At 73.0% G+C, this 18,400-nt stretch carries 13 protein-coding genes and 3 pseudogenes; 10 read left to right on the top strand and 6 right to left on the bottom strand.

Annotation, left to right across the window (positions count from 1 at the left end):
* Nucleotides 1-105: 105 nt before the first annotated feature.
* Nucleotides 106-816 carry a hypothetical protein gene (locus tag ABD353_RS05435; RefSeq protein WP_344622314.1) on the bottom strand — a complete coding sequence of 237 codons (711 nt, stop codon included), beginning with the start codon at nt 814-816 and terminating at the stop codon, nt 106-108.
* Between the two features lie 107 nt (nt 817-923).
* On the opposite strand from ABD353_RS05435, the gene ABD353_RS05440 reads away from it, so the two are divergent.
* From ABD353_RS05440 to ABD353_RS05460, 5 genes and pseudogenes are all read left to right on the top strand, one after another.
* Entirely contained in the window at nt 924-1,358 is a 435-nt protein-coding gene (locus tag ABD353_RS05440; RefSeq protein ID WP_344622315.1) for an Hsp20/alpha crystallin family protein, read from the top strand.
* A gap of 195 nt (nt 1,359-1,553) precedes the next feature.
* Nucleotides 1,554-1,999: pseudogene (locus tag ABD353_RS05445) on the top strand (DUF2267 domain-containing protein).
* Nucleotides 2,000-2,009: 10 nt separating this feature from the next.
* A complete protein-coding gene (locus ABD353_RS05450) occupies nt 2,010-2,294 on the top strand; it encodes a DUF2267 domain-containing protein (RefSeq protein WP_344622316.1) in 285 nt (94 codons plus the stop codon).
* A 297-nt stretch (nt 2,295-2,591) separates the two neighbouring features.
* Nucleotides 2,592-4,247 carry a PP2C family protein-serine/threonine phosphatase gene (locus ABD353_RS05455; protein WP_344622317.1) on the top strand — a complete coding sequence of 552 codons (1,656 nt, stop codon included), beginning with the start codon at nt 2,592-2,594 and terminating at the stop codon, nt 4,245-4,247.
* A gap of 464 nt (nt 4,248-4,711) precedes the next feature.
* Nucleotides 4,712-5,245, top strand: a complete 534-nt coding sequence (locus ABD353_RS05460; RefSeq protein WP_344622318.1) for a DUF4383 domain-containing protein — start codon at nt 4,712-4,714, stop codon at nt 5,243-5,245.
* Between the two features lie 65 nt (nt 5,246-5,310).
* On the opposite strand, the gene ABD353_RS05465 is transcribed toward ABD353_RS05460, so the two are convergent.
* Nucleotides 5,311-8,883, bottom strand: coding sequence for a glycosyl hydrolase (locus ABD353_RS05465; protein ID WP_344622319.1), 3,573 nt, complete (start codon nt 8,881-8,883; stop codon nt 5,311-5,313).
* Nucleotides 8,884-9,584: 701 nt separating this feature from the next.
* On the opposite strand from ABD353_RS05465, the pseudogene ABD353_RS40350 reads away from it, so the two are divergent.
* Together ABD353_RS40350 and ABD353_RS05475 are read left to right on the top strand one after the other, a co-directional pair.
* Nucleotides 9,585-9,923, top strand: a pseudogene (locus ABD353_RS40350) (WhiB family transcriptional regulator); the annotation flags it as partial.
* A 141-nt stretch (nt 9,924-10,064) separates the two neighbouring features.
* Nucleotides 10,065-10,433 (top strand): annotated as a pseudogene (locus ABD353_RS05475) (NUDIX hydrolase); the annotation flags it as partial.
* Between the two features lie 11 nt (nt 10,434-10,444).
* Here the strand turns inward: ABD353_RS05475 and ABD353_RS05480 are convergent.
* Nucleotides 10,445-12,061 (bottom strand): MFS transporter, encoded by a 1,617-nt coding sequence (locus tag ABD353_RS05480; RefSeq protein WP_344622320.1) that lies wholly within the window; start codon nt 12,059-12,061, stop codon nt 10,445-10,447.
* 86 nt (nt 12,062-12,147) lie between these two features.
* On the bottom strand, nt 12,148-14,280 hold the full coding sequence (locus tag ABD353_RS05485) for an MMPL family transporter (protein ID WP_344622321.1): 2,133 nt from the start codon (nt 14,278-14,280) through the stop codon (nt 12,148-12,150).
* Nucleotides 14,281-14,343: 63 nt separating this feature from the next.
* Here ABD353_RS05485 and ABD353_RS05490 point away from each other — a divergent pair, with 63 nt between their 5' ends.
* From ABD353_RS05490 to ABD353_RS05500, 3 genes are all read left to right on the top strand, one after another.
* Nucleotides 14,344-14,892 carry a MarR family winged helix-turn-helix transcriptional regulator gene (locus tag ABD353_RS05490; protein ID WP_344622322.1) on the top strand — a complete coding sequence of 183 codons (549 nt, stop codon included), beginning with the start codon at nt 14,344-14,346 and terminating at the stop codon, nt 14,890-14,892.
* A gap of 132 nt (nt 14,893-15,024) precedes the next feature.
* Entirely contained in the window at nt 15,025-15,360 is a 336-nt protein-coding gene (locus ABD353_RS05495) for a hypothetical protein (protein ID WP_344622323.1), read from the top strand.
* A 229-nt stretch (nt 15,361-15,589) separates the two neighbouring features.
* Complete coding sequence (locus ABD353_RS05500) at nt 15,590-16,012, top strand: hypothetical protein (RefSeq protein ID WP_344622324.1); 423 nt, start codon at nt 15,590-15,592, stop codon at nt 16,010-16,012.
* A gap of 80 nt (nt 16,013-16,092) precedes the next feature.
* Here the strand turns inward: ABD353_RS05500 and ABD353_RS05505 are convergent, their stop codons facing one another.
* Both ABD353_RS05505 and ABD353_RS05510 read right to left on the bottom strand, forming a co-directional pair.
* Nucleotides 16,093-16,977, bottom strand: coding sequence for a MurR/RpiR family transcriptional regulator (locus ABD353_RS05505; protein WP_344622325.1), 885 nt, complete (start codon nt 16,975-16,977; stop codon nt 16,093-16,095).
* Between the two features lie 99 nt (nt 16,978-17,076).
* Nucleotides 17,077-18,372, bottom strand: a complete 1,296-nt coding sequence (locus ABD353_RS05510; protein WP_344622326.1) for a cyanophycinase — start codon at nt 18,370-18,372, stop codon at nt 17,077-17,079.
* Nucleotides 18,373-18,400: the final 28 nt, after the last annotated feature.

Genomic DNA, 18,400 nt, shown 5'->3' on the forward strand with positions numbered 1-18,400 from the left:
GCGGTGCCGCGTCGGGTGACGGCACCGCTCTCGGCGGGGGACGGCTGCTCAGGTGCGGTCGAGCCGGTCCCGGAGGTGCTGTTGGCGTCGATCGGCGGGGCGGGTTCAGGCGCGGCGCCGGTTGCTGTCGTGGCGGAGGCCGTCGGTGTGCCGGGTGAGGTCGTCGAGGCGGTCGGCGAGGCCGGGGTGGTCGGGTCCGAGATGCCCGCGGACCGCGGCGAGGGGCGCGAGGAGGTCCGCGGCGTCGGCGGCCGCCAGGGAGGCGCGGACGGCGTCGAGTGCCGGCCGGGCGGCGGGCGGCAGGTCGTCGAGGGCGGTGATCTGCGCGGCGAGGACGCGCAGGTCGGCTGCGTTGTCGCGGGCCCAGGTGGTGACGGTGCGCTGAGCGGCGCGGCGGTCGCGGACGGCCCTGACGCGTTCGGCGCCGGTGGTGGCATCAGCGGGAGTGGTGCCGGGCGACGGGGTGGAGGCGGGCTTGAGTCGCAGGTAGCGGTTCTCGGCGGCCTGGCGGCTGGCGACGCCCATGGGGTGGGCGAGGTCGGCCCAGGTGGCGCCGGCGGCGCGGGCGGTCTCCACGAGGCGGGCTTCCCAGCCGGCGAGTTCGACGCGCAGCTCGCGCAGCAGGAGCAGCGCGGCCAGCGCCGGCTCGGGGCCGGACTGCACGGGTGCGGTGGGGATGCTGTCGATCGCGGGTGCTTCCCGGGCGGTGCGGACGGCGTCGTCGATCACGCCCAGCGCGGCCGCGGCGGCGAGGAAGGAGGCGGGGCCGACCGGCGCTGCGGGGACGATCGGTGGAGGGCCGGGTCTCTCGGGCATGCGTGTCACTCTCTCGACGACTCGGTGTTTGTCATCCGATGGATGACATGTTAGAACGGATTCAGGTGAAAGCGCACTGGCACCCTTTCAACTGGAGGTGTTTCGCGATGCTGATGCGCACCGATTCGTTCCGCGAGCTGGACCGTCTGACCCAGCAGTTCCTGGGCACCACGGGCACGTGGTCCCGGCCCACCCCGATGCCGCTGGACGCCTACCGTGACGGCGACGACTACGTGATCTGCCTCGACCTGCCGGGCGTCGACCCGGAGGCGATCGACATCGACGTCGAACGGAACATGCTGACCGTGAAGGCCGAGCGCCGCCCCCGCCGCGACAGCGGGGACGTGAAGTGGGAGCTGTCCGAGCGCCCGCTCGGCATCTTCTCCCGACAGGTGATGCTGTCCGACACCCTCGACCCCGCGGGCATCACCGCCGACTACGACGCCGGCGTGCTGACCCTGAAGATCCCGGTCGCGGAGAAGGCCAAGCCCCGGAAGATCGCCATCAGCCACACCGGCAGCCGCAAGCAGATCCAGGCCTGAGCAGCCAAGAGTCGCCGGCCCCGCCCCGCCTCTCCCCCGGCGCAACGGGCGGGTCCGGCCGACCGTCCCCCGCAGCCCCGGCTCCCCGGCCTGCTCGAACTCCCCGGGCTGGGTCGAACTCCCCGAGCCGGTCGGGCATCTGACGCCGGAGACCGGCTGACAGAACGGGCCCGTCCACGACAGGGAGGCCCTGCCATGTCCGTCCGATGGGACGCGTTCCTGGCCGAGCTCCGGGGACGCGGCGAGTACGACACCGACGAGGAAGCCGAGCGGGCGGCCCGCGTGGTCCTTGCGCTGCTCGGCGCCCACGTGGTGGGCGGGGTGCGCGCCGAGCTGGCCGCCCGCCTGCCGGAGACCCTCGCTCTCGTCCTGCTCAACCCGCTGCAGGCCGCCGAACCCCTCGGTGCGGACCGGTTCGTGCGCGCCACCGCCGTCTGGATCGAGGGCGCCACCGAAGCGACCGCGCCGTGGGACGTCGGCGCCGTCCTCAGCACGGCGGCCGACGCCGCCGGAGACGACCTCGTCCAGCGCGTACTCCTGCAGCTCCCCCGGGGTACGACGTTCTCTTCGGCCGTCCCCGACCGGGCACCACCGGCCCCGACCGGCCCCGCGCCGCCGACGCCGGCGGCCCGCACCCCTGAAGGCGACGCCATGACGTGGCACCACCTCGTCCGCCGGGTCCGCACCACCGGCCGCTACGACACCGGCCCGGAGGCCGAACGCGTCCTGGGCGCCGTCCTGGCGGTACTCGGCTCCCGGCTCACCGGCGACGAACGCCGCGACCTCGCCGCCGTACTTCCCGCCCGCGCCCGCACCGTCATCGCCGCCCAGCTCCCCTCACCCGGCCGGTCCCCGCCCCGGCGTTCGTCGAAGCCGTCGCCCGCGCCCTCGACTGCAGCCTCGCCCGGGCCCGCTGGGACGCCTCCACCGTCCTGACCGTCCTCGCCGACCTGGCCGGCACCGACCTCACCGGCCGCATCCTCGCCCACCTGCCCCGCACCTACGCGCTGCTGTTCGGCCGGGCCGACCTCACCGCCGCCGCCTGACCCCTTCTCCGGACAGCCGGGACAGCCCGGGACAACCGTGCGCGCCTGCCTGCGAGGCGCACCGGCAGGACGGGGAGCTGCCGCGTGCGCCGTCCCGAACCCGCAGAGGGGCCGTGCGGCGAACCCGGCCGTCCGGCGGCCGCAGCCCGGCCGGAGTTGCTGGTCGGGGGCATGCCATGCTCGATGTATGAGGGACGGGAAGGGATCCGCGATGCCCGGGTCGGACGGCGGAGGCTTCGGGCCGGCAGGAGACGACGCCGTCTTCTCCTCGCGCCGGAACCGGCCCGGCGGACGGCCGACGGCCGACGCCGGTCCGGGCACGGCACTGCCCGCGCCGGAGGTCCAGGAGATGCTGGACGCCCTGCCCGGATCGGTGATCTTCCTCCTGCCGGAGCTCGGGCCCGCGGGCGAGGTCGCGGACTTCCGGATCGCGGCCGCCTCACCGGAGGCGGTCGACATCGGGTCACGCCGGGGAAGGGACCTGGTCGGGCGGAGCATCCTGGAGACCTACCCGACCGTGGCCGGCACGGCGCTGTGGCACGGCTACCTGCGCGCTCTGACCACCGGCGTCCGCTACGAGGGGGAACCGTTCGAGTACGAGGAGGTCCTCGCCGGCATCCCGCGCCTGTCCCGCTTCGCGGTCCGGGCGGCGCCCTGCCGGGCTGGGCTGATCGTCTCCTGGGCCCGCCTGGACAGCGGCGAACGCGAACAGCGCCGCCTGACCGCCATGCAGCGCCTCGGGAACATGGGGTGGGCGGACTGGGACCTCGTCCGCGACGTGATCACATGGTCCGACGAGGCCTACTCCATCCTCGGCCGGGACCGCTCGCTCGGCCCGACGACCCCGGAGGAACTACGCGCCCGCGTCATCGCCGAGGACCTCCCCGCACTGGGCGACGCCGTGGGGCACCTCCTCGGGGACGGCAAGCCCGTCGATCACACCTTCCGGCTCACCACCCCCACCGGAGAGATCCGCCACGTGCGGATCGTCGCGGAGGCCGCGGCGGACGCACACGGCGACCCGGTGGAGGTCCACGGCTTCTTCCAGGACCAGACCGCCGCCAAGAACGCCGAGCAACAACTGCTGGACCAGGAGCGCACCGCCCTCGTCCAGCGCGGCCTGCTGACCGCCGAACGCGACCTCGCCGCCAGGCTCAAGCACGCCCTGCTCCCGCCACCCGAGCAGTCCATGCGCCTGGCCGGCCTCACCGTCGACGTCGCCTACCGACCCCTGCAGGAAGGCCTCAACCTCGGCGGCGACTGGTACAGCGCCATCGAACTGCCCGACGGCAGCGCCCTGCTCGTCATCGGCGATGTCGCCGGCCACGGGCTGGACGCGGTGGCCACCATGGCCCAACTGCGCTTCACCGCCAAAGGCATGGCCATCACCGGCATGCCCCTGGACACGATCCTCGACCGGCTGAACACCCTCCTGCGGCACACCCCCGAACGGGACTTCAGCACCGCCACCATGATCATGGCCCGCTACGAGCCCGCCCACCGGCGACTCACCTGGGTCCGGGCCGGCCATCTCCCACCCCTCCTGATCCGCCAGGGCCGGGCCCGCTACCTCCCCGCCCCCGACGGCGTCCTGCTGGGCGCGACGGCCACGCCGACCTACGAGCCGGACACGCTGCGCCTACTGCCCGGCGACCACCTGCTGCTGTACACGGACGGCCTGATCGAGGAGCCGGGCCAGGTCATCGACGAGGGCCTGGACCGCCTCGCCCGCACCGCAGCCGCATGTGCCGGGAACCCCCGGGTCCTCGACAGCATTCTGGGTGAACTCGTCACGCCCGAGGACCGCCGGGACGACATCTGCGTCCTGCACATCACTCTCTGACTCGCTCCCGCCGTCGGCTCCGGGCCCCGGTCGGCGGGTACGGCGGGGTCGAGGATCCGGCCTGGACAACGTGAGCGGTGTCCGTGTCGGGCGGTGGTGAAGCGGCTGCTCGCCTCGCCGCGCGACACGGTCGGCCATACGGTCCGGGCTCCCCGCGCCCGGGCCGACTCGCCGATCATCGCGGGCAGGGAGAGACGGAACCCCACCGACATGTGCGTCGCGCCCTCACGGTTGCGCCGTCCCGCGCAGAGACTCGGCGCGCCCCGCCGGTCCGGCTGCAGGCCGTCCAGCAGGCCGGTCCGGCTGCCATTCGTCGGAGCGGTTGGCGTGGACGCTCGGTGCCGGACGCGACGGTGCGCCTGTCCCGGATCATCGATGCGGGAACGATGCGACAGGGGGTGCCGGGGGTCGGCGGCGAGAGTGGGGACCAACGGTCCCACGTGAAGACCCTCTGGAGTGTGGTCATGGACTTTCGCGACGAACTCCCCGTCGATCACCGGCTCGCCCAGGTCTACCGGATCGGCGCCGGCCTCTGCGGCGCCATGCTGCTCGTCTTCGGCTGCCTCGGCCTCGCCGACGGCCTCGCCTTCTTCAGCACCGACGGGCAGAGCATCGCCGGCCTGTCCAGCAACGGCCTGCTCAGCCTCGTCTCGATCGTCACCGCCGCCGCGCTGATCACCGGCGCGGTCGTCGGCGGCAACACCGCCTCGACGATCAACATGACGGTCGGCGCCCTCTTCGTGCTCAGCGGCTTCGCCAACCTGGCGCTGCTCGACTCGGACGCCAACATCCTGGCGTTCCGGATGCCCAACGTGCTCTTCAGTTTCGCCATGGGACTCGTGATCGCCACCTTCGGCATGTACGGCCGGGTCAGCGGCAAACTGCCGCTGGACAACCCCTACTGGCGGCACCGGCACCCCGAGACGGTCGCCGAGCGCCGGCCCGCGGCCCTGAGCGCGGCCGCACCCGGGCGCGGAATCGGCAGCCCGACGGCCTGAGGCGCGCAGACGGCCCGGGCCCCGCGTGCGGGACCCGGGCCTTGCGTCGCCCTGCTGCTGGCAGGTCAGTTGTAGGGCAGTCTCAGGACGGTGAGGTTTCCGGTGCCCAGGGCGCCGGGTGCGGCGCCGAGGGCGTTCCAGATCTCCGCCTTGACGGTGCCGCCGGTCAGGTTGCAGGCCGTCCCGGTCGCGGAGGCCAGGCCGGCGGTCTGTGTGTAGTGCTCCCAGCCCGCGACCGGGTCGGTGGCGAAGTAGTGGTAGGTCTCCACCCGGTCCCAGGTGCCGTCGCCGGTGCAGTCGTAGGAGATGCGGAGCTGGGTGGCGTTGCCGACCGCCGTGTTCGCGTCGACCGCCAGGTCGAACGCGGTCGTCCCGCCGTTGTGGGTGAGGTTGAGGCCGGTCGCGGTCAGTGTGAACGGGCTGGACGGCGTGCCGTCGTGGTTCGCCCCGCCCGCCGAGCCGATCACCGCGCTGCCGGACGCCTGCGCCGTCCCCGTCAGGCTGCCGTCGCCCTGCGCGTACAGGGTCGGCGAGGACGTGCCGCCGGTGGCGGAGGACGTCGGGGTCGGGTCGACGACCGGGCTCGGCGTGTAGGGCAGGTTCAGGACGGAGGAGTTGCCGGTGGCGACGGTGGAGCCGCCGCTGCCGAGGGCGTTCCAGATCTCCGCCTTGACCGTGCCGTTGACCAGGTCGCAGGCCGTGCCGGTGGCCGAGACCAGACCCGCGGTCTGAGCGTAGTGCTCCACGCCCGGCACCGGGTCGGTGGCGTAGTAGTGGTACGTCTCGACGCGGTTCCAGTTCCCGTTGCCCGCACAGTCGTAGGAGAGGCGGAGCTGGGTGGCGTTACCGACGGCGGTGTTGGCGTCGACGGCCAGATCGAAGGCGGTGGTGCCGCCGTTGTGGGTGAGGTTGAGGCCGGTGGCGGTCAGGGTCAGCGGGTTGGACGGGGCGCCGTCGTGGTTCGCGCCGCCCGCGGAGGGCACGGTGGCCGTTCCGGCGGCCTGCGTGCTGCCGGTCAGGCTGCCGTCGGACTGCAGGTACAGCGTCGGGGAGGAGACGGTGCCGCCGGTCGGCGACGCGGAGGGCGAGACGGAGGTGCTGGCCGACGCGCTGGCGGAGGTGCCGGCCGAGGCGCTCGTCGACGGCGACGCGGACGGCGAGGCGCTGGACGTCGGACCGCCCCCGCCGTCGCCGACACCGGTACCACCGGTCGCGCTGCCGCCGCTCCACGTGTTCGCGCCACTGGCCAGCGTCTTGCCGGCCGGGACGTCCACGGTGGTGCCGTCCGAGAAGTGCACCGTCCGCGTGGTGCCGGTGATGTTCGAGGCGACGTAGGTCCGGGCCCCGTTCTTCACGAACACCGATGCCAGCGGGGTGTCGGCCGTGACGGTCGTGTCGACCGTGCCGAGCGCCGCGAGGTTGCGGACCCAGTGGAAGGTGTGGGCCTTGCTCTCCCCCTCCTCCGAGGTGAAGGAGTTGTTGGCGCGGAAGGCCGCGAGCGCCTTGTCACCGTCGCCGAGCGCGAGGAACTCGTACCAGATGTCCGTCCAGATCGTCGGCTGGGTGTGGCCGCTGTTGGTGAGCATGTCCTGGTAGTCGGCCTTGACGTACGCGGGGTCCTGGCCGAGGTAGAGGTGGCCGCCGGTGATCGGGAGGAGGTTGATGCCCTGGATCTGCTCCGGGGCGCTGGAGAACCAGGTCGCGTAGGCGCCGCCGTCGCCCCACACCATGCCGACCTCGTCGTGCGGGAAGGCGGCCGGGTAGTTCTGGTGGCTGCTGTCGAACCAGTAGTCCTGGATGGCCGCTGCCTGGGTGGTGTACATGTAGATGCCCGCGTCGCGGACGGCCTTGTTGCCGGTGGCCTCACCCCACTGGATGAGGGCGTTGTCGAAGTTCATGCCCTCCGACGAGGACTCCTGGTTGTTGCCCGCGCCGAACGAGCCGTGACCGGACGCCCAGTCGTGGCCGTCGTAGACGTCCCAGTCCCGCAGGTACGGGAAGCGCGTGTCGCCGCGGTCGTAGTTGTTCGCGTCACGGATCAGCAGGTCGACCATGCCGCCGTACTGACCTTCCGTGGCCCACGCGGGGTCGAACTTGGCGAGGGTCGCGGCAGCCGCGACGTAGTAGCCGTAGTGGAAGTGGTGGTCGTTCAGCTCCTGGTCCGAGCCGTAGGAGGCGGGGTAGCCGATCAGCGTGCCCCAGTTCTTGTCGTAGTAGAACAGGTGCGCCGTCTTGCCCTGGGAAGCGGTGAACCAGTCGGTGAGCTTCGACTTGATCGCGGCCAGCGCCGAGTCGCGGACGGCCGTGTTCCCGGTCTGGTCGGCGATCTCCGCGATCCGCGCGGCGCGTCCCAGCCCCTTGCCCGTCCAGTAGGTGTCGTCGCTCACCTGCTTCGTCGGGTCGGCCTTCTCGGCGTTCAGGTAGTCCTGCAGCGTGGCGGCGTCCGTGCCGCTGCTGTCGCCGACGGCCGGCACCTCGGGCAGGACGCCGTGGTAGACCATCGAGGTGGTGAACGAGGAGACGCCGCTGAGGACCTTGAGCGCGCCGCGCGCCGAGACGTACGCCTGCGGGAGCGGACTGCCACCCGCCAGGTACCGCCACTGGTGGGGCAGCAGTGCGGCGACCGTACCGGTCTCGCTGCCCTCGCGGGCGACGGTGGTGAACCGGTAGTCGGTGGTGACCGTGCTGCTCGCCTCGTCGTAGCGGTACGCGACCGTGCTGCCGGTGACGTGGCTGTGCGCGTACCGGCCGTAGGAGTCCGCCAGCGCGGCGCGCTCGGTGGCCGTTGTGGACGGCGTGGTCGGCAGTACCGCGATCGAGAAGTAGCCCTTTCCGGCGAGCGGGGACGTGATGGCCGAGCCGTTCACCGACCAGGTCGCGCCGGTCGGGGCGTACGCGACGTAGTCGTGGCCCTTGATCGTGTAGCCGATCGCCGAGCCGGTGTCGGACCACACGGTGGCGCTCGCACCGGCTGCGACGGAGATCTGGGCGTTGCCGCCGGTCACCTGGAAGTAGGCGAAGGGCAGGCCCTCACCGATCGTCGCCCGCACCGTACGCGCCCCGTCGGAGAAGGAGGGGCTGACCGTCCAGTCGCTCCATCCGTCGACCTTCACCTCCGAGGCGCCGAGACCGGTCACGCCCGCGACGAAGTCCTCGCTGTACGGGAAGTGGTACTCGCCCACGCCGGTGCCGCTGCCGGAGATCGCGGGCGCCGTGGTGTACGAGAAGCCGAGGCCCGCCGACTGGGCCCGGAAGCCCAGCGGGTGGGCGAACAGCGGCTCGCCGTATGCGCAGTTGGTCTTCTTCCACAGGATCGAGGACCACCAGTCGTTGGTGGGCACCGCGCCCGCAGGCGCATTCGCCGTCACCCACTGGCGGGGGTTGGTCGAGAGGTTTCCGCAGCCCGACGGGAGCGGGCCCGGCGGCTGGGTGGTGTAGCTGCCGGCACCGACCGTGCCGGCGGACGCCGCCTGCGGGCTGAGTGCGGCGAGGGCCGCGCCGAGCAGGGCCGCCGCGACGGCGACGGCGCCGGGGCGCAGCAAGCGGCGGCGGGCCGCCACCGTCCGGCGGGAACGGGCTGCTTCGGACGGGTGGGGAACGGGCACGGCCCTGCGGGGACGGCCATCGGGTCTGAGCACGGTGAGAACTCCCCGGGGTGGGGCCACGCATCGGAGCGGATGCGCGGCGGGAGGAAGGAACGACGTGCGGGAGGAGCTTCCCGGACGGCCTGCCGGGACTAAGAACGTGGGCCGTAGGGTTGAGAGCGCTCTCAAATTGAGGAGGTTAGGGGCGCATTCAAGGGGAGTCAACGACTCTGACCCGCCTCGGTGAAGGGATATCTCTCCACAGAGGGCCGAACCCCCCGCACCGACACGGGTCGGCCCGAGGGCCGGCCGACCGGCACACGCCCGGTTCGCTCCGCTTCGATCACGTTCGCCGACCATGCGTCAGAGCACGCTTGAACAGCGACAATCAGCGACAGGAAGGCTTCACGGGCGATGACTTCCACCTCCACGGAAGGCGGCCCGGGAAAACTCGGAGGACGGGACCAGCCGCGCCGGAACCCCCGCCAGACAGTCACGGAGGTGCGGCACCTCCCAGTCGACCAATGACAGTCCTGGCATGCATGCATCACAAACAACAGTGAGAGCGCTCTCAGCCAAACGAGAGCCGACTCCGCAGACGCCACTCCGAGGGACGACCCCTGCCGTGGAGACGATGCGGGAATGGTGCAAGCGGCCCTCGAACACTCCACCCGCAACCCTTTTCACCATCACGGAGGAACGCCCGCCCGGGGACGCACCCTACGGGCGGGCCGAAGGCGGGAGGGCAGCGGTCGATGACGAACGGCCACCGAGACCCGGCAGACGTCCACCGGGCAGACGTCCACCGGCCAGTCGCATCCGGCGGACCTGCCGGACGGGACACGGGCTGGCGGGAGTCCGCCGCATGCCGGTCGGAGGACCCCGAACTCTTCTTCCCCCTCAGCAGCGAGGGCGCCGGAACCGCACAGGCCGAGCGGGCCAAGGCCGTGTGCGCGCGGTGCCCCGTCGTCTCGCAGTGCGCGGCTGCGGCCATGACGGTCGGCGAGGCCCACGGCATCTGGGGCGGCATGGACGAGCGGGAGCGACGGCACCTGAGCCGGGCGGCCGTCGGCCGGACCGCCGCGAACCGCTCCTGCCTGCCGTCCGGAGTCGTGCGCGCGGCCGAACAGGACGTGCGGTCGGCAGCGATCAGGCTCCCCGGCTCCGCGACCTGGCTCGACCGGGCCGACCCGTCGGGGATCAGTGGTCCCCTCGTGGCCGAGGTCTGGGTCTTCGACCCCGTGGGGCACCGGGCCCTGTTGGTGGACCATCCCTGGCGGGGCCTGGTGCCGCCCGGCGGGAAGGCCGAGCCGGGAGAGACTCCGCGGCGCGCGGCGGTGCGTGAACTGTTCGAGGAGACCGGTCTTTCGGTGGTTCTCATGCACCGGCCCGCCATGGCTTTCGTCCGTCGCTTCCGTGAGGACTCCTCGGCGACCACCCTGGGATTCTCCTACGCGGCCTTCGCCGACCCGGCGATCCCGCTGTGCTGTGAACCCGGCCAGCCTGCTGCCTGGTTCGATCTGTCCCGGCCCTGGGCTGCCCGGTTCCCGAAGGACCGTCAGCGGATGCGCTGGTTCCTCGACCTCCTGCTCCGGACGCGGTGAGGCGGAGGGCGTCACGCCTGGAGCGCGAGCTTGCGCTTGAGCCGGACAGCGGCGCCGAGGCCGAGGGTGAGTGCGCCGGCGGCGGTGTAGGCGGCGAGCGAGGTCGCGGTGGTGAAGGACTCACGGGCCAGCTCTCCCGCCTGCCGGGTGGCCGGCTCGTGGAGCAGTGGCTGGATGGCCGTCCCGGCGCTCGTCCGGACCCTCGCCGTCAGTGCCTCGGCCCGGGCGGGCGGTGTTCCGTGGTCCTGCAGGGCGCGGCTGAGATCTGCGCCGAGTGCGGTGAACAGGACGGTGCCGAGCAGGGCGATGCCGAGGGCGGAACCGACCTGGCGGGTGGTGCTCTGGATACCTGCGCCCTGGCCGGACCGGGCGACCGGGACATCGGTCAGCGCGACGCCGGTGATCTGGGCGGTGGCCCAGCCGACGCCGATGCCGTAGACGAGCAGGAAGGGGCCGACCTGCCAGCCGCTGCCGTCGGGCGAGAGCACCAGTCCGATGCCGGCGACGCCGATGATCTCGCAGGTGATGCCGGCCATGACGAGGTTGACGGTGCCGATCCGGGGTGCCAGGACGGCGCTGAGACCGCTGGCGGTGAAGCTTCCGACGGCGAGCGGCAGCAGGGCGAGCCCTGCCTCGAAGGCCGTGTACCCGAGGACGTTCTGGAACCACAGCGGCAGGGAGAAGAGAATGCCGAACTCGCCGAGGCTCACGACTCCGGCGACGACGTTGCCGTTGCGGAACGAGGGGATGGTGAACAGCCGCAGGTCCAGCAGGGCGGTGCGGCCCCGGTGGTTGCGGCGGAGTTCGACGGCGGCGAAGGCGGCGAGGGCGAGCAGGCCGACCGCGAGGGCCACGGGCACCGGGGACGGATCGCCGTCCAGCTGCGCCCCGAGCACGGAGAACGGGCGTTGGAGGTGCCACCAGCCGTAGGTGCGGCCCTCGATCAGGGCAAAGACGATGCCGGTGAAACCGATGACCGACAGGGCGGCGCCGAGCAGGTCGACGCCGCGTTCGGCGCGCGGGTCCCTGCTCTCCTCCACGAGGAGGAACACCCCGGCCGCGACGAGTGCCCCGAGAGGCAGGTTGATGCCGAACGCCCAGCGCCAGGACAGGTGGGAGGTGAGCCATCCGCCGAGGAGGGGGCCGAGGGCGGCGGTCCCGCCGATGGTGGAGCCCCACACGGCGAAGGCCCGGGCGCGGTCGGCGCCGCGGAAGTTCGCGTTGATCAGCGACAGGGACGTGGGGAGGATCATGGCCCCGCCCACGCCCTGCAACAGACGGGCGGCGATCAGGGCGGGGCCCGAGGCGGCGGTGGCGGCCGCAAGGCTCGCCAGGACGAAGACGGTGGTCCCGGCCAGGAAGACACGTCGGCGGCCCAGGCGGTCACCGGTGCGTCCGGCGACGAGCAGGAGGGCCGCGAAGACGAGGGTGTAGGTCTCCTGGACCCACTGGGCATCGCTCGAGGTGATGCCCAGGTCCTCGATGATGCTGGGGATCGCGACGTTGACGATGGTCGAGTCGACGATGATCAGTGCGACGCCGAGGCTGATCGCGACCAGTCCCCACCACCGGGTGCGCGGCGATGACGGAGCTGCGGCTGCGGTCTCTGCGGTCGTGCTGCCGGTCATGGGGGCTTGATCCGTTCCTGGGAGCGGCGGGATGTCTGCGGGGCGCGGGCGGGGGCCGGCCGCGGGTGCGGCCGGCCCCCCGCCGTTCAGGTGCTTCGGACGGGCGTGCGGCGTTCCGTGGCCTCCTCCGGCCGCCCGGGCCACCAGAAGCGGCGGCCGGTGAGGAGGACGAGCGCGGGAACGAGGACCGTCCGCACCAGCAGGGTGTCCAGCAGGACGCCGATGCCGACGATGACGCCGATCTGGGTGAGGGTGATGAGGGGCAGGACGCCGAGTACGGCGAAGACCGCGGCGAGCAGGATGCCGGCGCTGGTGATGACGCCGCCGGTGGAGGCCAGGGCACGCAGCACGGCGCGGCGGGTGTCGTGTCCGGCCGTGGTGTCCTCGCGGGTGCGGGCGATCAGGAAGATGTTGTAGTCGACTCCGAGTGCGACGAGGAACAGGAAGGACAGCAGCGGCACGTTGGTGTCCAGGGCGGGGAAGTCGTAGACCGTGCGGAAGAGCAGCCAGCTCGCGCCGAGCGCCGCGAAGTAGGAGGCGATCACGGTCGCCACGAGCAGGACGGGGGCGACGAGGGCCCGCAGGAGCGCGACCAGGACGACGAAGACGATGGCGAGGACGAGCGGCACCACGACGCGGGTGTCGTGGGCGTTGGCCTGCGCGGTGTCGTACGCCTCGGCGGTGGCTCCCCCGACGAGGGCGTCGGCGCCGGGGATCGTGCCGACCCGCTGGCGCAGGGCTTCGACGGTGCGGTCGGATTCCTCCGTTCCGGGGGAGGCGGTGAGCACGACGTCGGCACGGGCGTACCGGTCCGTCCGGTCCGTCGGGGTCACGGACGCGACGCCGGGCACCTGGCGGGCCGCTCGGACGACCTGGTCGCCGGCCGTCGTGGCCGACACCAGGGTCAGCGGGTCGGCCGCGCCGGCGGGCTGGACGGCGGCGAGGGTGCGCTGGCCGAGGACGGCTTCGGGCGTCTTGCGGAAGGCGTCGGCCTGGGCGAGTCCGGTGCGCAGGCCGAGGGCTCCGGAGGCGAGGAGGAGCAGGACGGCGGAGCCGGCGACGGCGACCTGGGCGGGCCGCGCGGCGACCGCGGCTCCGACGCGCGACCACAGGCCGCGGCGGTCGGCGGTGACGGGGTCGCCGACCTTGGGCACGAGGGGCCAGAAGATCCGGCGTCCGGGCAGGACGAGCGCGGCGGGGAGGACGACCAGGCCGAAGAGCATGGCGGTGAGGATGCCGATGGCGCCGGCGAAGCCGAGCCCCCGGTTGCCGGTCAGTTCGGCGGCCAGCAGGGTCAGCAGGCTGAGCACCACGGTGGTGCCGCTGGCCAGGACTGCGGGCGCGGTGCCGCGCCAGGCCCTGGCCATGGCGGTGAAGCGGTCGTCGGTCAGATGGAGCTCGTCGCGGTAGCGGGAGACCAGCAGCAGGGCGTAGTCGGTGCCTGCGCCGAAGACCAGGACGGAGAGGATGCCGGCCGCCGAGGCGTCGACCTCGACGCCGGCGTACGGGGCGAGGACGCCGACCAGGATGCCGGCGAGACGGTCGCCGGCGCCCACGACGAGGAGCGGGACGAGCCAGAGGACCGGGCTGCGGTAGGTGATCAGCAGCAGGACGGCGACGACCGAGGCGGTGGCGATCAGCAGGGTGGCGTCGGCGCCCTCGAAGACCTTGCCGATGTCGGCTCGGACGGCCGGCGCTCCGGTGACCTGCGCGCGCAGCGGCTCCGGCAGGTTCTCCGAGGCGGTGCGGCGGATCCGCTCGACGGCCGCGCTGTTCTCCGCGTCGCCGGCGCCGGTGGACAGCAGGACGGCGACGGTGGCGACCCTTCCCTGAACGGTCTCGGGCCGCGCCGCCGCGGGCGCGAGGCCCAGTGCTCCGAGCGGTTCGGCCCGTTCGGCGACGAGGGCCTGCTGGTCCGGGGTGAGGGGGCTGCCGTCAGTGGTGCTGTAGACGACGATCGCGGGCGCGACCGCGCCGGCCGGGAACGTCTTCACGATCTCGGCGACGCGGGCGGACTGGGAGGCGGCCGGCAGCCCTGCGCCGGTGGCCTCGGTGGTGGTGGCGCCGGAGGGGCCGAGCGAGAACGCGGCACCCAGGCCGACGAGGGTGAGGAGCAGGATCAGCCACGCCGTGGCGCGGGGCCGTCGTGGGCGCACCCCTTCCGGGGCGGCGGAGTCCGGCGCGGACCGCAGCAGGCTGCCGGTCGGGTCAGGGGTCAAGGAAGGCACCCTCTAAAAGTCGTTAAGTAACTTAGCGATTTCTACCGTGTCAGACTTGCCGTCATGGCGCAACGAGGAAGCTTCGGAGCCGACCGGCCATCGGATTCCACCGACACCCGGCACCCCGCGACCGACACGTCCGCGACGGACGCGTCCGCGGGCGACGCCCTGTCGGAGGCCCTGCGCGAGGTCCTCACACTCACCCAACTGGCCCGCGCCGCCCTGGCGGAGCGCCTGGGCATGCCGTTGACGAACGTCGAGGCCGTCGAACACGTCGCCATGGCGCAGGGCGCCGGCGAGCCGATCGGGCCGGTCGAGCTCTCCCGGCGGCTGGGTGTCACCAGCGCGGCCGGCACACAGTCCGTCAACCGGCTCGTCGCCGAGGGCCACATGACGCGCGGTCCACATCCGCGCGACGGGCGCCGCCAGATCCTGAACGTCACCGACAGCGGGTTCGACCACGTCATGGGCGAGCTGGCGCCCCTGCTCGGCCTGGTCTTCCGGGCCTCCGACGGCCTGAGCGGCGAAGAGCGGGCCGGCGCCCTGCACTACCTCGGCCGGGTGGCCGCCGCCTACCGCGCCTACCTCGCCCGCAGCGCCCCGGAGGACTGAGAACGCCGGGCACGGGCCCCGGCGGCGCATCCCGAGCCGACCGGACCACGGCAGGCGGCCGTCACCCCGCAGGTTCTGCGCGCGGGCGGCACGGTACGCCTCCGATCCGCCACACGCACCGCACTGGCCGGTTTGCTCGTCGCCGGTACCGTCCTGGGCCTGCCCTCCACCGCGGAGGCCAAGGCCACCCGGTACCGGCAGGGCAGCGCGAACGACGTCAGCCGCGCCTCCTGGGCCGGCCCCGCCTACACCATGAACGGCTCCGGCGGGATCGTCGGCGCCACCATGGCCAAGGCCGTCGACGCGATCAGAGGCTGCACCGGCACCGTCGACGTCACGGTCCTCGCCGCGTCCGCCGCCTCCGGCAGCCCCGCCCCGGAGTGCGACGTGATCGCCGGCCTGCCGAACGTCAACTCCTGTACCACCTACGTCCTCACCTCGGCACAGGACGCATCCGGCTCCCAGTGAACACGGACGTGCGCAACGCCGAGTTCGGGTACTTCGCCGGCGGCAACCAGTGCGACTACGCCTGCTGGAAGGGCACCCCGCTCGAGGCCTCCGTCGAGTCCGTGGTCGCCAAAGGCGGAGGTGTCGGCGCGGCAGCGCAGGCCACCACGTCAACAGCGCGATCGTCTACGACGCCTGCACCGCCGGAACCGACTCGGCCACCGCACCGTCCGACCCGTACGACCGCAGCGTGACGTTCACGACCGGCATGTTCAGCTGGCCGAACTACGCGGGCACCGTCAACGACTCGCACTTCGTGACCCGCGACCGCATGGGCCGCACCATGGCCTTCGTCGCCCGGGCCGTCAAAGACGGCCTGACCTCCTCCGGCAAGGCCTGGGGCGTGGGAGTGGAGGAAGGAGGCTCGCTCTTCGTCGACAGGAACGGCCTCGCCACCCTCTCGGGCCGGGACGCGTACGTCGTCCTCGCCGACCACCGGCCCGAACAGGCCGTCTCCGGCAAACCGCTGGCCTACTCGAACTTCAATATCTGGCGGCTGCGCCCCGGTGACACCTACGACTTCGGGAACCGCCCCGCCTGGGGGTACTACACCCGCAGCGTGACCAACGGGGTCACCGACCCCGACCTGTACTCCGGCACACCCGTCTGCTGAACCCGCAACGACGCGGGTGCGGCCGGCAGGGAACAGTCCCCCTGCCCGGCCGCACCCGTGCAGAATCAGCCCGGCTGACGTCAGGTCAGGCCGATGCGGCGGGCGGTCTGCTCGCCCCGCTGCATGTGCTGGTGGGCGCCGTCCCCCAGTTCGCCGATGATCCCGGCCACCACCGTCTCCACGACGGCGAGCGTGGGCACCAGGCTGTCGTAGGGCGAGGGCGCCCCGACCTGGCTGGAGAGCACGACCTCGGCCTGGGTGCTGACGGGCGACAGCCAGGTGTCGGTGAAGAGCACGACGCGCCCGCCGGCCTCGCGGACGAGTTCCGCCACGGTGACCTTGTCGTCCTCGTAACGGCGGTAGTCGAAGACCACGAGGACGTCGCGCCGGCCCAGGGCGGCGAGGTGCGCGGTGCGCTCGACCGGCCGGTCCGGGAGGAAGCGCACGTCGTCGCGCATCTGCATCAGGTGAAGGCCCAGGTACTGGGCGAAGAGGTGGCTGAAACGGCCGCCGACGAGGGTGACGCGGCGCTTGGGGTCGGCGAGCAGTTGGACGGCCCGTTCGAGGTCGTGGGGCGTGACCTCGGCCAGGGTGCGGTCCACCGCCGCGGTGAAGACCTCCCGGCCCCGGGCGAGCAGGCCGGCCGGCCCGCTCGGCTCGCCCTGCCCGGCTTCGGCGGAGGAGCCGTACTTCCCCGCGGCGTACAGGGTGAGCGGGGAGGCCTGGCGCTCGTCCAGTTCGGCCCGCAGCGCGGCCTGGAAGTCCGGGAATCCGCGGTAGCCGAGCCGGTTGACGAAACGGATCACGGTGGGGGCGCTGACGTCCGCCCGCTCCGCGAGGGTGGCGATGGTCTCGAAGCCGGCCGCGGGCCAGCCCGCGAGCAGGACCCGGCCGACCTTGCGCTCGGCAGGGCTGCACTCGCCGAGCCTTTGCCGGATGTCTTCGGCGAGCGTGACGGGGGCCATGGTCGGGTCCTTTCCCGGGCGGGAATCGGGTCGGTCGGAGTGCGTGATCCCCGCAGCCTAGCGAAACGCCGGGCCGCGGGGATCTGCCGTGCGGGTCGGTCAGCGCTCGGCGGGGCCGATGCCGACGGTCAGGTCGGCGAGGGACGCGGTGGTGGTGCCGTCGTCCGTCCAGGCCCGGGTGTCGCCGCGCCTCTCGAAGCGGACCGCGAACGCCGGACCGGTCTCGTAGGTGGTGGCCGTGGCGGTGCGCTGGGCGGTGGTCGCGGTCAGCGCCCGGGCGGTGCCGGAGAAGCCGTAAGGGACGCCGTCGGGGTTGTCGACGGAGCAGAAGACGTCGTGGTCGGCCGGAACGGGTGCGTCGGTGGCGGCCGTGAGCGGACGCCGGCCGGCGGCCGGCTGGACCTGCCAGGTGCGGGGCCGGTAGCGGTCGCCGCGGGTCAGGTAGCTGTAGCGCACTCCCTCGATGCTCCAGCGGCCCGCGACGGTGCGGGTCCGGGCCCGGCGCAGGTCGAAGACGGACACGCCGTGGGTACCCAGGACGCGCAGGGACTCGTTCCGGCCGCCGGTGTGCTCGACCTCGACGGCGGTGTTCTCGTCGAGCGCGAAGACGCGGTCGTGGTTGGTGTCGGCGGCGAGGCGGATCGCGCGGCCTTCGCGGCCGTAGGTCCCGGTGTGGGTGTCCAGCAGGCCGGAGCCGAAGAAGCCGAAGCCGCCGGCGGGGACGTAGCCGAGTCGGGTGGCGTCGTCGAAGTAGCCGGGGGCGCTGCCGTCGCGCAGGGCCTGGTAGCTGTCGCCGCCGCTGACCATGTCGGGGCCGGAGGCGATCTGGGCGCCGGCGCTGGATCCGGCGACGACCGCGCCGGCCGCCAGTTTGGCACGGATCGCGGCGAGCACCCTGGAGTCGGTGTGGGCGTCGCCGTGGAGCAGGCTGGTGAGGTAGCGGTACTGGTCGCCGCCGCCGAAGAAGAAGCCCGTCATCGACTCGACCTGGGCGACGGCCGCGTCGGAGTCGGCGGCGGCGACGTGCTCGATGTCGACGGGGATCCACTGGGCGTCGGCGGCGCCGTGGCGCTTGAAGAGGCCGGCGTAGTACGCGCCGTTGCAGACCGAGTTGGAGCAGCGCTCGGGGTCGGCCGCGTCGGGGTCCTGGCTCTCGGGCACGGATGCGGCGGTCAGGACGCCGATGCGGGCGCGGCCCGCTCCGCCGGCCTTGGTGATGATCTCGCCGTAGATCTCGGCGTTGTCGTCCTTCAGGCCGCCACCGACGAGGATCAGTGTTCCGCCGTCCGGCCGGGTGTGGGCCCGGGCGGCCGGGGCCGTGGTCGCCGCCAGGACGACGGCGGCGGCGAGAGCGAGGGCCGCGCGGCCGGCGCGCGGGGTGGGGGTTCGGTGCATCCGGGGTCTCCCGTCGTGGTGAGGGGGT

The organism is Kitasatospora arboriphila (assembly GCF_039528095.1).
In the GTDB taxonomy this organism is placed as follows: Bacteria; Actinomycetota; Actinomycetes; order Streptomycetales; family Streptomycetaceae; genus Kitasatospora; species Kitasatospora arboriphila.